We start from the raw sequence: 14,557 nt of genomic DNA, 5'->3' as shown, positions 1-14,557 counted from the left end.
CATTGGTAATTCTTCGGATATTCCATGATGGTTGCTACCCGAGAGACGCTGCGTAGCTGGTTTTATCGCCCCTGGTTTTTGGCGATGATCGCGGCTGTCCTCAGTGCCAGCCTGCTGATCGCCGGCGGTATGTTCGTGGCGATGCGTCAGGTCGAGCAAAGCGAAAGCCAGGAAATGAACGCGCAAGGCGAGCGTTTCCTCGCCCGCCTCGAACAATTGTTCGGCCAGTTGCGCGAAAGTCTCGACGATCTCGAAGCGCAGCCGTTGCGCAGTTGTGACGATGAAATGATCGCCACCTTGCAGCAAGTCACCTTCAACTATCGCTTCGTCTACGAAGCGGCTTATATGGACGCCTCGCGGATCTGCTCCAACCGTCCGCGTCAGGAAGGCCTGTCGGTTGTCCGCGCGCCGGACATCAAAGGCCCGACTTACAGCTATTGGCTGAACACCACCACTGAACCGGATGAAAACCGCGCAGCCCTGATGCTCGGGCGCGGCAACTTCCGCGTGGCCACCTCGCGCGGGCACCTGACCGACATGGTTGATCTCTCTCCCGGGAGCAGCCTGCTGGTGGTACTCGATCACGGCACCCGCGCCATCCCGGTGCTCGGCATGGCGCAAGCCTGGCCGCCCACGGAACACTGGCCACCGAAAAGCCGCGATGCCTTGCAAGTCACGCAAACCCGGCTGATCTACCGCATGCCCACCGACAACCCGGAATATCAGCTGGTACTGATAACACCCAGAACCGGTATGCATATTCCTGCTATCTGGTGGTGGATGATCCCGGCGTGTGTGCTGCTCGGCGCATTTCTGGGGTTCTTCGTTTTCCTGCTGGTGCGCCAGCGCCAGTCGCTGGACGCGGAACTTCACGGCGCGATTCGTCGAGGCGAGTTGCAAGTGCTCTATCAGCCGATCTTCGATCTCGACAGTCGCAACTGCGTCGGCGCCGAAGCATTGCTGCGCTGGCGCCGCCCGGATGGCACGCTGACCAGCCCCGATCTGTTTATCCCCATGGCAGAAAACACTGGGCAAATCCGCCAGATGACCGACTTCGTTCTGCAGCGCCTGCTGGAGCAACTGGGCCAGTTACTGCGCGCCAATCCGCAGTTGTACATCTCGGTCAACCTTGCGGCCTGCGACGTGATGGTGCCGCGCATCGGCCAAGTCATGGCGCGGCTGCTTACACTGCACCGGGTGGCCGCACGGCAGATTGCCTTCGAAGTCACCGAGCGTGGCTTGATTGATGTGGTGGTGGCGCGGGAAAACCTGCAAGCGCTGCGCGATGTTGGCCATCAAGTGTTGATCGACGATTTCGGCACTGGCTATTGCAGCCTCGCCTACCTGCAAACTCTGCCGGTCGACTGCCTGAAAATCGACAAGGCCTTTATCGACGCCCTCGGCCATGACGCAGCGAGCAGCGGCGTCGCCCCGCACATCATTCACATGGCCCAGGCACTGGATCTGAAGGTGATTGCCGAAGGCATCGAACTGGAATCACAGGCCCAGTTGCTCAGCAGCGAAGGCGTCAAGTTCGGCCAGGGCTGGTTGTTCGCCCATGCCCTGAGCGCAGTGCAGTTCATTGAGCTGATTACGCGCGGGCGACGCCTTGCCGGGCGCCGTATGGATGATGAAGCCTAGACGGCGAGCGCCATATAGAACTGCGTGCCCTGCCCCGGCCTCGAATAGACTCCCATCCGCCCGCCATGCAGCTGGACGATTTCCTTGCACAGCGCCAGACCCAGTCCGGCGCCGCCCTTCTTGCGCCCGACCTGTACGAATGGCTCGAAGATCCGCCCCTGCTGGCCGTAAGCAATACCTTCGCCATTGTCTTCAACACTGATGATCACCCGCTCACCATGCCGACGCGCCTGCAAGCGGATCTGACCGTCACGGGCGGTATGGCGCAGGGCGTTGTCGATGAGGTTGTCGAGTACGCGATCGAGCTGCGCCTGATCGGCCTGCAAACGTGGCAGCGGCGCCTGTACTTCGACATTCAGGGCGATGCCCTTGGCTGCCGCCGAATCGGCAAAACGCAATTGCGCCTGCTCCAGCAAATCTTCGATGGAGCACGGCGCCAGCGTGAGTTTCTGCAGACCGTTCTGATAACGCGAAAAGTTAAGCAAGTCGTTGATCAACTGCATCAGGCGCTGCATTTCCTCGTTCACCGTGTCGAGCAGATCCGCCTCGCGCGACTCCGCCGGAAACTTCGCCCGCTCACGGAATAAACCGAACGCCATGTGCATGCCGGTGACCGGCGTGCGCAGCTCATGGGAGGCGCGCAAGACGAATTCACTGCGCACCCGCTCAAAGGCGCGCTGCTCGGTGACATCGTGCAAGACCATCACAGCGCCGAGGATATGACCTTGCGTGTGGCTGACGGGCGTCAGGCTGTAGGTCAGCAGGCGTGATTCGCCATCGACCTCGATGCTCAAGTCTTCCGGCGCCCGCTCCAGCGTGCCGCCGCGCAAGACCAGTTGCAGTTGCGCATCCAGCTCGGGCCGCCCAAGCGCCGTACCCAATCCCTGGCCGAGACGATCATCGTCCCAACCCAACTGCCGCTGGGCGACGGGATTGAGGTGCTCCAGATTCCCCTGACGATCGATCATCAGCAAGCCGTCATCGATGCTGTCGAGCACCGCCTGCAAGCGTTGCTGGCCCGCGAGCAATTCATCGACGTTGGTCGCCTGATGCTCACGCAGCGCTTCAGCCATCAGGCCGAAGCGCTTGGTCAGCAGATTCATCTCCATCGCCGAGGAAATCGGCAGGGTTACTTCAAAATTGCCTTGGCCGATATTGTCCGCCGCTTTCGCCAGAGCCTCGATCGGCGCGCCAAAACGCCGGGCAATGCCGTGGGCCGTGATGAAACCGATGATCAGCACCGCCAATCCGACAAATCCCAGCAGACCCGCGATCAACAAGGCACGGTCACGCGCCTCACGCTGTACCGCGTTGATGTTGTCCAGCGCATGCTTGTGTTCGGTGATCAGCCCGTTACGCAGCGTGTTGAAGCGCTCTCGAAAGTCGGCGCTGCTGCTCATCGAACTGGCCGGGTCACGGGACAAATCGAAAGCTTCCAGGAAGCTCAGATAATCCGCTCTTGCCCGACTGAAGCCGTATGGCCGGCCATCGCCCTCTCGCTCTTGGGCAATGCCTTGATCCAGCAACTCGAAGTAATGCTGTTTCGACGCTTCGAACGCCACGGGATCAGGCTTTTCCGCGAGCATGATGATCAGCTGATCACCCAGCGTCTGCCGCAACTTGAGCCCCAGATCCAGAGTGACGAAGTTGCTGCGCACCAAAGCTTCTTGAGTACCGGCCATCTGCATCACGCTGACCAGCCCGAGCAGCAGCCCGAGCAAGGCCACTGTGATCAGCGCGGAAATGCTCAGGAACAAGCGGGTCCGCAACTTCATCGCCAGTTTCATCGCCCGGCACTCACAGGTTGTACTGCTTGCGCTTGCGGTACAGGGTCGAAGCGTCGATGCCGAGGGTTTTCGCCGCCTGATCCAGCGTGCCGGCGGTGGCGAGAACCGCGCCGATGTGGGCTTTTTCCAACTCGTCGAGACTCAGCGCCGCGCCGACGCGAGGGGCGTTGTTGGCGGGTTGCTCGGCCATGCCGAGGTGGCTGATTTCCACGCGGTCCTGCGGGCAGATGATGCTCGCCCGCTCGACCACATTGCGCAGCTCGCGAATGTTGCCCGGCCAGCGGTAGCCGAGCAGTGCTTCACGTGCCTCGTCGCTGAAGCCCCTTGCCGGGCGTGCGTACTCTTTGACGAAGCGCGCGAGAAAACGGTCGGCCAGAGTCAGGATGTCCTCGGCACGTTCACGCAGTGGTGGCAGGTGCAGGGTGATAACGTTCAGACGATAGAGCAGATCTTCACGGAAACGACCGTCACGAACCATGTCTTCGAGATTGAGGTTGGTGGCCGCCAAAATGCGTACGTCGGCGCGACGGGTGACCGGATCGCCTACCCGCTCGTATTCCTTGTCCTGAATGAAACGCAGCAACTTGGGTTGCAAGGTCAGGGGAAAATCGCCGATCTCGTCGAGAAACAGCGTGCCGCCATCTGCTTGATTGACCCGACCCAACGTGCTTTCGCTGGCCCCGGTAAAGGCGCCACGGCTGTGACCGAACAGCTCGCTTTCCATCAATTCCGCCGTCAGCGACGGGCAGTTGATGGTTACGCAGGATTTCTTCTCGCGTTTGCTCCAGCCGTGAATCGCCCGCGCCAGCTCGCCTTTACCGGTGCCGGACTCGCCAAGGATAAGGATGTTGGCGTCGGTGCTGGCAACCTGGCGAGCCGTTTCCAGTACCACTTTCATCGCCGGGCTGTGGGAATCGAGGCCGTCCTTCGGTTTGCGGATCTCGCCTTCAAGCGCTTCGAGGCGCGCCGACAGTTGGCGCACTTCCAGTTGCTTGGCGGTGGCCAGACGCAACTGATCCGGGCTGCATGGCTTGACCAGATAATCAGCAGCGCCGGCCTGGATCGCATCCACGGCAGTATCGACGGCCGAATGCGCGGTCACAATCACCACGCGCATCCATGGCGCCTGAATACGCATTTGCGCCAGCACGTCGAGCCCGTTGTCTTCGCCCAGACGCAAATCAAGGAAGCACAGATCGAAAACCTGACGTTGCAACAGCGCCTCAGCCTGGGCCGCGCTGTTGGCGGTGGCCACCGTATAGCCCTCGTCTTCAAGGCAATAACGGAAAGTACGCAGGATGGCGGATTCGTCGTCCACCAGCAGAATGCGGCCTTGATGCTCAGTGGCAGATTCCATTTTTCCTACGCTCCATAGTGATTGGTCTTGGGTTAGTCCCGGAAAAATCGGGCAAGTTGCATGGTTGATTCTGAACGATGCCAGCCATAGGAGGGTAGCTCTTCCCTGCCTTTACGGCCAATACGTTGATTTTGTTGGTTTTTTAAACAAATTCCGATTTGCAGGGCATTCCCTGCGTACTTTTCTGACATCTGCGCCCTGCTCTCAATTCCATAAGAATGAAATCTCCTACGAAAAAATCGTGCATTGCGCACGATCCCAGATGACCCATCGTGCAGGATGCGTCGCTATCTCTTTTCGCCACTCTTATAACACGTTGATTTTATTGAATATTTTCCATTGAAAAAACTGGCATGCAGGCTGCAATACCTCATTCAGCCCGGGCAGATAAGAACTGCCCCAACCGAATAAGAGTGAGGAACCCAGGATGACTCGCCAACGTGCCGCCCAAGTGCGTATCTCGCCACTGCATATCCAGCAAGGCCTGTTTGGCGTACTTGCGCTGTTGATCACCCTGATCGTCTGCCAGCAATACCTGCGCTGGGAAAACAGCCAGCAGGTTGAGCCGCTGATCTCGATCCAGCACAGCACACAAACGCACTTCAGCGCCGTCAGCAGCAGCCAGGCCGAAAGCGCCTCGATGCGCATGATGGATGTCGATCAGGCACAGCCGCTCGATCAACTGCCACGTGAAGAGCGTTGGGTTTTCTGACTGATTGAATGAATTCGGGCGCGCAGCGCCGGGACACGCAACACCCCTAAATAGAGAAGTAAGGAGAATCACCATGTTGAGCTGGGCAATTACATTCTTGATCATTGCCATCATCGCTGCAGTACTGGGCTTCGGTGGTATCGCGGGCACCGCCACGGGTATCGCCAAGATTCTCTTTGTCGTGTTCCTGGTGATGTTCATCGCTTCCTTCTTCTTTGGCCGTCGCGGCCGAGGTTAACGATGAGTGCTTTGAAGACACTGGCAGCCGCCCTGCTTCTGGGCGGTAGTGCCATGGCGATGGCGGCCAATGACGGCCAGACGCGGGTCAACGAACTGTTGAGTTCCGACCCGCAATACCGGGAAACCTGGGAAGGCGTGGTGAAGAAGGAAGAGCGCCTGCCGGAATGGGTGATGAACCTGTCCGGCACGCCTGACCAACAAATGAATGCCGTGACTGAAGATGGCGACCAGTATCTGGTCGGCCCGCTCTGCGAATCCGCAGACAAGTGCCTTAACCACCGCTTGATCGTCGCGTTCAGTTTCGACAAGAAAGATGCTTACGCCATGCTCGTTGATGTGCCCGAGGGACTGCCAGCTGACAAGTCGCCAACGCGCCATGCCACCTACCGTTTCCTCGGCAAACCCGACCAGGGCATGCAGGATCTTTTGATGGAAACCCTGAAGAAAGATCCGAAGTGGTACTGATCTGAACATGAAGGCAGCAGCCCTGCTGCTTTCCATTGCGCCAACCTGAGGAAGGCCGGCGCATGACCAGGGGGCCGGGACGTTCTGACTGTTGCAGGGTCGGAGTGACCTACGGGTACAGGGAGTGCCTGCGCAAGGGCCGGGTCAGGGTAAAAGCTGCGCCGCAGGTTCGCCGACCCACAGCGGTTCGACGGACTTGCGCTGAGCTTTCAATCAGACAAAACATTGATCCAGAGCGTCCAGCTCGCTGTTTTTATCGCTGACACTGCGCGCGAAAACATTACGCGGTGTTTCCTGGCGACCGTATATCGACAAAAAAACCGCTTGAACAGTAGGACTTCTAGTCTTGCCACGTAGGCATTTTCCCAAAATTTTTGTCGATTTTTCTCGTTCAAAAAATAATCAACCTGCTCTGTGATGGCCGGTTCACGGCACTTATGCCGGCCGAAATGTCACAATCGAACCGGTTGGGACGCCAGTTTCAATAAAAAAAGCTCATGCCGATTCGGCATAGGGTAGGCGTTTACGGCATTAGACGGCGCAACCTTGCATCGGAATAGTTGCGCCTTTTTTCGCCTGCCGAAGAGCCGTAATCACGCGCTTCGGGGCACCTTATACGGAGGCAGATGCACAGACTTTTCCGCTAAAGAGCGTTCCAGTTCCTGCATGTGCCTGAGTCAAACGCAAGTAAGGGTAAAGATAATGAAGAAGGCAAAAATTAGCCTCGCCTGGCAGATCCTCATCGGTCTGGTTTTGGGTATTGCAATTGGTGCGTTGCTCAACCACTTCAGTGCCGAGAAAGCCTGGTGGATCAGCAACGTCCTGCAACCGGCAGGCGATATCTTTATCCGTCTGATCAAGATGATCGTGATCCCGATCGTCATTTCTTCCCTGATCGTCGGCATCGCCGGCGTGGGCGACGCCAAGAAGCTCGGCCGGATTGGCCTGAAGACGATCATCTATTTCGAGATCGTCACTACCATCGCCATCGTAGTCGGCCTCGTGCTAGCCAACGTGTTCCACCCCGGCACCGGCATCGACATGAGCACCCTGGGTACGGTCGACATCTCGAAGTACCAGGCAACCGCTGCCGAAGTACAACATGAACACGCGTTCATCGAGACCATCCTCAACCTGATCCCGTCGAATATCTTCGCGGCCATGGCCCGCGGCGAAATGCTGCCGATCATCTTCTTCTCCGTGCTGTTCGGTCTCGGTCTGTCGAGCCTGCAGTCGGACCTGCGCGAGCCGCTGGTGAAGATGTTCCAGGGCGTCTCGGAAAGCATGTTCAAAGTCACCCACATGATCATGAACTACGCGCCTATCGGCGTGTTCGCCCTGATCGCGGTGACCGTGGCCAACTTCGGCTTCGCCTCGCTGCTGCCGCTGGCCAAACTGGTAATCCTGGTTTATTTCGCCATCGCCTTCTTCGCCTTTGTGGTGCTGGGCCTGATCGCCAAGATGTTCGGTTTCTCGGTGTTCAAGCTGATGCGCATCTTCAAGGATGAGCTGGTACTGGCCTACTCCACTGCCTCGTCGGAAACCGTGCTGCCACGCGTGATCGAAAAGATGGAAGCCTACGGCGCGCCGAAAGCCATCTGCAGCTTCGTGGTGCCGACCGGTTACTCGTTCAACCTCGACGGTTCGACCCTGTACCAGTCCATCGCCGCGATCTTCATCGCTCAGCTGTACGGCATCGACCTGTCGATCAGCCAGCAGCTGCTGCTGGTCCTGACCCTGATGGTTACCTCCAAAGGCATCGCCGGTGTACCGGGCGTGTCCTTCGTGGTGCTGCTGGCGACCCTGGGCAGCGTCGGTATCCCGCTGGAAGGTCTGGCGTTCATCGCTGGTGTCGACCGCATTATGGACATGGCCCGTACTGCGCTGAACGTGATTGGTAATGCCTTGGCGGTATTGGTTATCGCACGTTGGGAAGGCATGTACGACGATGCCAAGGGCGAGCGCTACTGGAACTCCCTGCCGCACTGGCGCAGCAAGGAAAAACTGCCAGCAGGCGAAATTTCCAAGAACTGATTGCTGAACCCTGTGGAGATTGGCTTTTTTGTGGGAGCGAGCCTGCTCGCGAAGGCGGAGTGTCATTAAGCATTGAAGTGACTGGCAGGACGCTTTCGCGAGCAGGCTCGCTCCCACAGGGGATGTGAGCCAAGCCACAAATGAGGCACACACAAACCCCGGAGAAATCCGGGGTTTGTCGTTTCTGGCGACCCCGCTATCATTCGCCGCATTCTTCGGGGGATTTGACTGATGCTTAATGGCCTGTGGCTTGGCTTCTTCATCGTGGCAGCCGTATCGGCGCTGGCGCAGTGGCTGATCGGCGGCAACGCCGGGATCTTCGCGGCGATGGTGGAAAGCATTTTCGCCATGGCCAAGCTGTCGGTCGAGGTCATGGTGCTGCTGTTCGGCACTCTCACCTTGTGGCTGGGCTTCCTGCGCATTGCCGAAAAGGCCGGGATCGTCGAATGGCTGGCCAAGGTGCTCGGCCCGCTGTTTCTGCGGCTGATGCCGGAAGTCCCGGCCGGTCACCCTGCCCTCGGCCTGATCACGTTGAACTTCGCCGCCAACGGTCTGGGCCTCGACAACGCAGCCACGCCGATCGGCCTGAAAGCCATGAAGGCGCTGCAGGAGCTCAATCCCAGTGCCACCATCGCCAGTAACGCGCAAATCCTCTTCCTGGTGCTCAACGCCTCTTCCCTGACCCTGCTGCCGGTAACGATCTTCATGTACCGCGCCCAGCAAGGCGCGCCGGACCCAACACTGGTGTTTCTGCCGATCCTGCTGGCGACCAGTTGCTCGACAATTGTCGGCTTCCTTTCGGTGGCGTTCATGCAGCGTCTGCGGATCTGGGATCCGGTGGTGTTGGCCTATCTGATTCCCGGCGCGCTGATTCTCGGTGGCTTCATGGCGCTGCTGGGCACCCTGTCAGCAACCGCTTTGGCGGGATTGTCGTCGATCCTCGGCAATCTCACGCTGTTCGGATTGATCATGCTGTTTTTGCTGATCGGCGCGTTGAAAAAGGTCAAGGTTTACGAGGCGTTTGTTGAGGGCGCCAAAGAAGGCTTCGACGTCGCGAAGAATCTGCTGCCGTATCTGGTGGCGATGCTCTGCGCGGTGGGCGTGCTGCGTGCGTCCGGGGCGCTGGACTTTGGGCTGGACGGCATTCGCCATCTGGTCGAATGGGCTGGGTGGGACACGCGGTTTGTCGATGCACTGCCGACAGCGATGGTCAAACCGTTCTCCGGCAGCGCGGCGCGGGCGATGCTGATCGAAACGATGAAGACTTCAGGCGTCGACAGCTTCCCGGCGCTGGTCGCGGCGACGATTCAGGGCAGTACCGAGACGACGTTCTATGTGCTGGCGGTGTATTTCGGTGCGGTGGGGATTCAGCGGGCGCGGCATGCGGTGGGGTGTGCGTTGCTGGCGGAGTTTGCTGGTGTCGTGGGTGCGATCTTCGTCTGCTACTGGTTCTTCGGCTAACCACAGATCCACTGTGGGAGCGAGCTTGCTCGCGAATTCGGTTCGTCAGTCTGCATTGAGTCGACTGACCCGCCGCATTCGCGAGCAAGCTCGCTCCCACAGGGTCTTGTATGGGGTTCAGGTTTTTGGGGGGGCGAGCTTCTGGCCCTGGTCCACGGCCCAGGCGACGACTTTCGCGGTAAGGCGATCACTGGCCTGGCCAAACCCGGCGACCACCGCCGGCACCTGAACATCACTCAACGGCTGGCGCTCTTCAAAGCGGCGACTGGCCAGAATCCGCTGGTCATAGCCACGCACCAGCAACGCATCGACCCGCACCACAACGCTGGCCTGCGAGCCCTGATACTCGGTCTGAAACGCCTGCAAGCTCCCGCCCAATTCCAGATCTGCAGCAAAGTTGCTGTCATCGGTACTGAGCAACGTCACCCGACCATCACGCGCAAACCCGTCGAGCAAACGATTACGCACCAGCACCGGCGCCGGATCGCTCCAGCGCGAGCCCTTGTAGCTGCTGATCACATCGCCCTGCGGAATCACCGCAATCGTCGGCCGGTTCAATGCCTCACTGGCCTGCAACTTGTTCAGCCGCAGCGACCACGACTGAGCCGATGCCGAACTGGCCGAGGCGGGTGCCTGGGCGCTCGGTAGGCGATAGACATCCGACGGCTCGGACTGGGGCAGAATCGAACAGGCGCTGATCAAGGCAAAACCGGCAGCGAAGAGGGCAAGTCGAGTCAGCTTCATGGCGTGAATTCCTTGTTCTTGTCACGGCCCAGCAGGTAACCGCTGGGATTGGCCTCAAGGCGTTGCGAGATGGCGCGCAACGAGGTCAGCGTCTCACGCAGTTCGCGGATCGCCGGGGCCAGGCCATTGAGGCCCTGCATGCCGTTGTCGAGGGAGTTTTCGTTTTTGCTCAGCAAGGTGCTGATGGTGGTCGTGCTTTGTTCCAGCGACTTCATCGCTTGCTCGGCGCTGCCCAGTGCCTGTTTGCCCTGGTCGTTGATCAAACCGTTGGCGTTGCGCATCAGCAGCGACGTCTGTTCGAGCATGCTGCCGGCCTGTTTGCCGACGGTCGCCAGTTGCTGCATGGCCTGTTTGATGTCACCGCGCTGATCGTTGATCGTCCCGGTGGTCTGCTCCAGATGGGCGAGGGTTTTGCTCACGCGCTCGACGTTTTCGGCAGAGAACATCTGATTGGCGTTCTGCAGCAGCGCGGTGATGCCGGTCATCAAGTCGTTGGAGTCATTGAGCAGTCGCGAGATAGGCGAGGGCGAGGCGACGATGGTTGGCAGATTGCCGTCGTGGCCACGAAGCTGCGGACTCTCGGGCGTGCCACCGCTGAGCTGGATGAGCGATGTGCCAGTGATCCCGGCCAGTGCCAGTTTGGCCTGCGTGTCTTCTTTGACTGGCGTGTCACCGGCCAAACGAATCCGCGCCAGCACGCGCCGTGGATCTTTCGGATCAAGGCGCAGGTTGATCACGTCGCCGACCTTGATCCCGCTGTACTGCACCGGGCTGCCCTTGGACAAACCGCTGACCGCCTCGCTGAAGACAATTTCGTAATCCTTGAACTCAGTGTCGACGCTCGACTTGGCCAGCCACAGGCCGAAGAGCAGGGCGCCTGTCACGACAATCACTGAGAACAGGCCGATCAACACATGATGGGCTCGGGTTTCCATGTCAGACCTCGTTGAGCAATTTGGCGGCGTCCAGCGCCGAGCGGCCGCGCGGGCCGTGGAAGTATTCGTGAATCCATGCGTCGTTGGTTTCCGAGACGACGTCGATGGGACCTGCGACCAGCACTTTTTTCTGCGCCAGCACCGCCACGCGGTCGGTGATGGTGTAGAGCGTGTCGAGGTCGTGAGTCACCAGAAATACGCTGAGGCCGAGTGCATCGCGCAGGGTCAGAATCAGTTGGTCGAACTGCGCAGCGCCTATCGGATCTAGGCCGGCAGTCGGTTCGTCGAGAAACAGAATATCCGGATCCAGCGCCAAGGCCCGCGCCAGCGCTGCACGCTTGATCATGCCGCCGGACAGCGATGCCGGGTATTTGTCCGCCGCCGACAGCGGCAACCCGGCCAGCGCCAGTTTCACCGCCGCCAGGTGCTCGGCGTCGTTGCGGCTGAGGCCAGCATGCTCGATGAGGGGCAGGGCGACGTTCTCGGTGACCGTCAGCGAGGAGAACAGCGCGCCTTTCTGGAACAGCACGCCGAAGCGTCGCTCGACCAGCGAACGCTCATGCTCGGACAGGCTCGGCAGGTTCTTGCCGAACACTTTGACCATGCCTTCGCTGGGCCGGCGCAAGCCGACGATGCTGCGCAACAGCACCGATTTGCCGCTGCCGGAACCGCCAACCACGGCGAGAATCTCGCCTTTGTACAAATCCAGATCGAGATTCTCGTGCACGCTCTGGCTGCCGAAGCGATTGCACAGACCACGGACTTCGATCACCGCCTCCGAGGGCGCGCGGGGTAGACGACTCACCAGCCCATCTCCATGAAGAACAGCGCGGCCACCGCGTCGAGCACGATCACCACGAAAATCGATTGCACCACGGCAGACGTGGTGTGTGCGCCGACCGACTCGGCACTGCCGCTGACCTTGAAGCCTTCCAGGCAGCCAATCGCAGCGATCAGGAAAGCGAAGATCGGCGCTTTCACCAACCCCACCAGAAAATGCTGGATGCCGATGTCCGATTGCAACAGTGTCAGGAACATCGCTGGCGAAATATCCAGCGACACCGCGCAGACCACACCGCCGCCAATAATCCCGCAGAGCATCGCAAGAAACGTCAGCATCGGCAGCGCCACCAGCATCGCCAGCACACGCGGCACCACCAGCAGCTCCATCGGGTCGAGGCCGAGGGTGCGGATCGCGTCGATTTCTTCGTTGGCCTTCATCGAGCCGATTTGCGCGGTGAAGGCACTGGCGGTGCGCCCGGCCATGAGGATCGCCGTGAGCAGCACGCCGAATTCACGCAAAAAGGAGAAGCCCACCAGGTCCACGGTAAAAATCGTCGCGCCAAAACTGGCCAGCACCGTAGCCCCGAGAAACGCCACCACCGCACCCACCAGAAAGGTCAGCAACGCCACGATCGGCGCGGCGTCGAGGCCGGTCTGTTCGATGTGCGCGATCATCGGCGTGATGCGCCAGCGTTTGGGCCGGAACAGGCCACGGGCGATGGTTTCCAGGATCAGGCCGATGAAACCCAGCACCTGCAGGGTGTCTTGCCAGACCGTTTCCACGGCGCGACCGATCCGGGTCAGCAGTTGCACGCTGACGCTGACTTCCGCCTCCTTGATCGGCACGCAGAAATCAGTCATCGATTGATAAACGGTTTGCAGCAGCGCGCGGTCGGCGGAGGAGAGCGTGCAATCGGGGTGTTCGGCGGATTTGCCGAGACGCTCGGAGCCGAGCAGTTCGACCAGCAACGAAGCGCCAGCCGTGTCGAGGGCGCCGAGGCTATTCAGATCAATCGGCGTGTTGGCGTCGTACTGGCCGTGGAGCTTTTCGCTCAGGTGCTTGAGCTCGGCGTAATGGACAAGCGTCCAGTCCCCCGTGACCCGCAGGCGGGCAGGGCTGATCGACGTGTCCAGATGGGCATTGCCGCTGATCGAGCTGCTGGTCATAAGCTCCGTGCTTGTTCGGCTATTAGGCGAACTAACGTAATAGCACGAACCGGGTTACTTTTCTTTGATCGCTGTGCTGTCCGTGACTTCGAAGCGCAGCACGCCGATCACCTGGCCATCCTCGGTCAGCACCCGCACCTGCCACTTGCCCGCCGGGTTACCGGGGAAGTTCTGCTTGTGCGTCCACGCCCGGTAGCCTTCCTTGCGCCCGCCATGGATGTCGAGGGCAATGCGGTCGACCTCTTTGCCGTTGAATTGCCAGACGTGATAAATCCGCTCATCGAGCCCGCGCGGCGCATTGATCGCGGTGTAGGCGTAGAGGCCATCACCACGAATCTGTTCGGCGCTGACCGTGTCGAGGCTGGCACCGGGGGTGCGATCCTGCATTTGCGTGCTGATCGCCACGTCGGTCATCCACAGCGTCGCCGGCGGCACCCACGAACGCAGCGCCCAACCGACACCGCCAATGCCGACGGTGATGCACAGGATCGCCAAGGCATTGCGCACAGTGCGGATCGGGAAGATCGACGCCAGGCTCGGGAACGACAACAGCACGGCAATGCCCAGCGCCCACTTGAAACTCTGCGCCGTGGTCAGGTGCATGATTACCGGCAACGCGGTAAGCAGGGCGGCGAACAGGGTCAGGGTGTGCAGCGCGAGAAACGCCCAGCGCCGTGGCGCCAGCCATTTGTAGTAGAGCGGATCGACGATGGAAATCAGTGCCGCGACGCTGAGCAGGCCGGTGAAGAACAACTGGCCACTGTTCCAGGTCGTGGTGATGAAAAAGAACGGCAGGACGAAAAACAGGCTTTCCTGATGGATCATCTGCGTCGCGTAACGCAGCAGCGGCTGGGGAATCTCGCGTTTGAACACGCGGGTGAAGAGACCGGTGAGGGTGTTTTCCAGCATCAGCCAGATCCAGCTGAGCAGCATGATCACGGTGATCCAGCTCGCCAGGCCTTGCTGACGATCGACCATGATGAAACTGCCGACCCCAGAGATAAAACCACCAAGCGCAATGACCCCGGGATAGCGCTTCATCAGTTCGAGAAGGCGCTGGATCAGGAGCTGTATTTTTGGCATTTGGGCGGTTCACGACTGGATAGGAAAAAACCTCGACAGAGTAGCGCCCGCCGGGCGCTGTGGCGAGGCTGCCGGTCAGTAAATTCACCACTCACCCTGTGGGAGCGAGCCTGCTCGCGAATGCGGTGGGTCAGTCACCACATTTGTT

At 59.8% G+C, this 14,557-nt stretch carries 13 protein-coding genes; 6 read left to right on the top strand and 7 right to left on the bottom strand.

Annotation, left to right across the window (positions count from 1 at the left end; translation table 11 throughout):
- Positions 1–27 precede the first annotated feature (27 nt).
- Positions 28–1,641 (top strand): EAL domain-containing protein, encoded by a 1,614-nt coding sequence (locus tag F8N44_RS02665; protein ID WP_191630846.1) that lies wholly within the window; start codon positions 28–30, stop codon positions 1,639–1,641.
- On the opposite strand, the gene F8N44_RS02660 is transcribed toward F8N44_RS02665, so the two are convergent.
- Together F8N44_RS02660 and algB are read right to left on the bottom strand one after the other, a co-directional pair.
- Positions 1,638–3,428 (bottom strand): ATP-binding protein, encoded by a 1,791-nt coding sequence (locus F8N44_RS02660; protein WP_150649190.1) that lies wholly within the window; start codon positions 3,426–3,428, stop codon positions 1,638–1,640. The genes F8N44_RS02665 and F8N44_RS02660 overlap by 4 nt on opposite strands.
- A 10-nt stretch (positions 3,429–3,438) precedes the next feature.
- Positions 3,439–4,785: a sigma-54-dependent response regulator transcription factor AlgB gene (gene algB / locus F8N44_RS02655; RefSeq protein WP_150649189.1), complete on the bottom strand. Its 1,347-nt coding sequence runs from the start codon at positions 4,783–4,785 to the stop codon at positions 3,439–3,441.
- A gap of 427 nt (positions 4,786–5,212) precedes the next feature.
- Between algB and F8N44_RS02650 the strand changes: the two genes are divergently transcribed.
- The 5 genes from F8N44_RS02650 to F8N44_RS02630 all read left to right on the top strand — a co-directional run bounded on the left by F8N44_RS02650 (position 5,213) and on the right by F8N44_RS02630 (position 9,697).
- A complete protein-coding gene (locus F8N44_RS02650; protein WP_150649188.1) occupies positions 5,213–5,497 on the top strand; it encodes a hypothetical protein in 285 nt (94 codons plus the stop codon).
- A gap of 73 nt (positions 5,498–5,570) precedes the next feature.
- A complete protein-coding gene (locus tag F8N44_RS02645; RefSeq protein WP_003177151.1) occupies positions 5,571–5,735 on the top strand; it encodes a DUF1328 domain-containing protein in 165 nt (54 codons plus the stop codon).
- Positions 5,736–5,737: 2 nt separating this feature from the next.
- The gene (locus tag F8N44_RS02640; RefSeq protein WP_016986435.1) at positions 5,738–6,202 is read left to right on the top strand and encodes an inhibitor of vertebrate lysozyme family protein; all 465 of its coding nucleotides are present in this window, start codon (positions 5,738–5,740) and stop codon (positions 6,200–6,202) included.
- Positions 6,203–6,904: 702 nt separating this feature from the next.
- The gene (gene gltP / locus F8N44_RS02635) at positions 6,905–8,236 is read left to right on the top strand and encodes a glutamate/aspartate:proton symporter GltP (RefSeq protein ID WP_150649187.1); all 1,332 of its coding nucleotides are present in this window, start codon (positions 6,905–6,907) and stop codon (positions 8,234–8,236) included.
- Positions 8,237–8,467: 231 nt separating this feature from the next.
- Positions 8,468–9,697, top strand: a complete 1,230-nt coding sequence (locus F8N44_RS02630; RefSeq protein ID WP_007911793.1) for a nucleoside recognition domain-containing protein — start codon at positions 8,468–8,470, stop codon at positions 9,695–9,697.
- A gap of 117 nt (positions 9,698–9,814) precedes the next feature.
- On the opposite strand, the gene F8N44_RS02625 is transcribed toward F8N44_RS02630, so the two are convergent.
- From F8N44_RS02625 to F8N44_RS02605, 5 genes are read right to left on the bottom strand one after another with little or no spacing between them, the layout of a single operon-like run.
- Positions 9,815–10,441 (bottom strand): ABC-type transport auxiliary lipoprotein family protein, encoded by a 627-nt coding sequence (locus F8N44_RS02625; protein ID WP_150649186.1) that lies wholly within the window; start codon positions 10,439–10,441, stop codon positions 9,815–9,817.
- The gene (locus F8N44_RS02620) at positions 10,438–11,376 is read right to left on the bottom strand and encodes an MlaD family protein (protein ID WP_150649185.1); all 939 of its coding nucleotides are present in this window, start codon (positions 11,374–11,376) and stop codon (positions 10,438–10,440) included. Before F8N44_RS02620 ends, F8N44_RS02625 begins: the two co-directional genes overlap by 4 nt.
- Before the next feature lies 1 nt (position 11,377).
- Positions 11,378–12,181, bottom strand: a complete 804-nt coding sequence (locus tag F8N44_RS02615; protein ID WP_150649184.1) for an ABC transporter ATP-binding protein — start codon at positions 12,179–12,181, stop codon at positions 11,378–11,380.
- Positions 12,178–13,326: an MlaE family ABC transporter permease gene (locus F8N44_RS02610; protein WP_150649183.1), complete on the bottom strand. Its 1,149-nt coding sequence runs from the start codon at positions 13,324–13,326 to the stop codon at positions 12,178–12,180. The genes F8N44_RS02615 and F8N44_RS02610 overlap by 4 nt, the downstream gene beginning before the upstream one ends.
- Positions 13,327–13,380: 54 nt before the next feature.
- A complete protein-coding gene (locus F8N44_RS02605; RefSeq protein WP_150649182.1) occupies positions 13,381–14,409 on the bottom strand; it encodes a DUF5924 family protein in 1,029 nt (342 codons plus the stop codon).
- Positions 14,410–14,557: the final 148 nt, after the last annotated feature.

Source organism: Pseudomonas fluorescens (assembly GCF_902497745.1).
GTDB lineage: Bacteria > Pseudomonadota > Gammaproteobacteria > Pseudomonadales > Pseudomonadaceae > Aquipseudomonas > Aquipseudomonas fluorescens_BM.
Note: the sequence above shows the minus strand (reverse complement) of the source record. Positions and strands in the feature narration are given on the sequence as shown.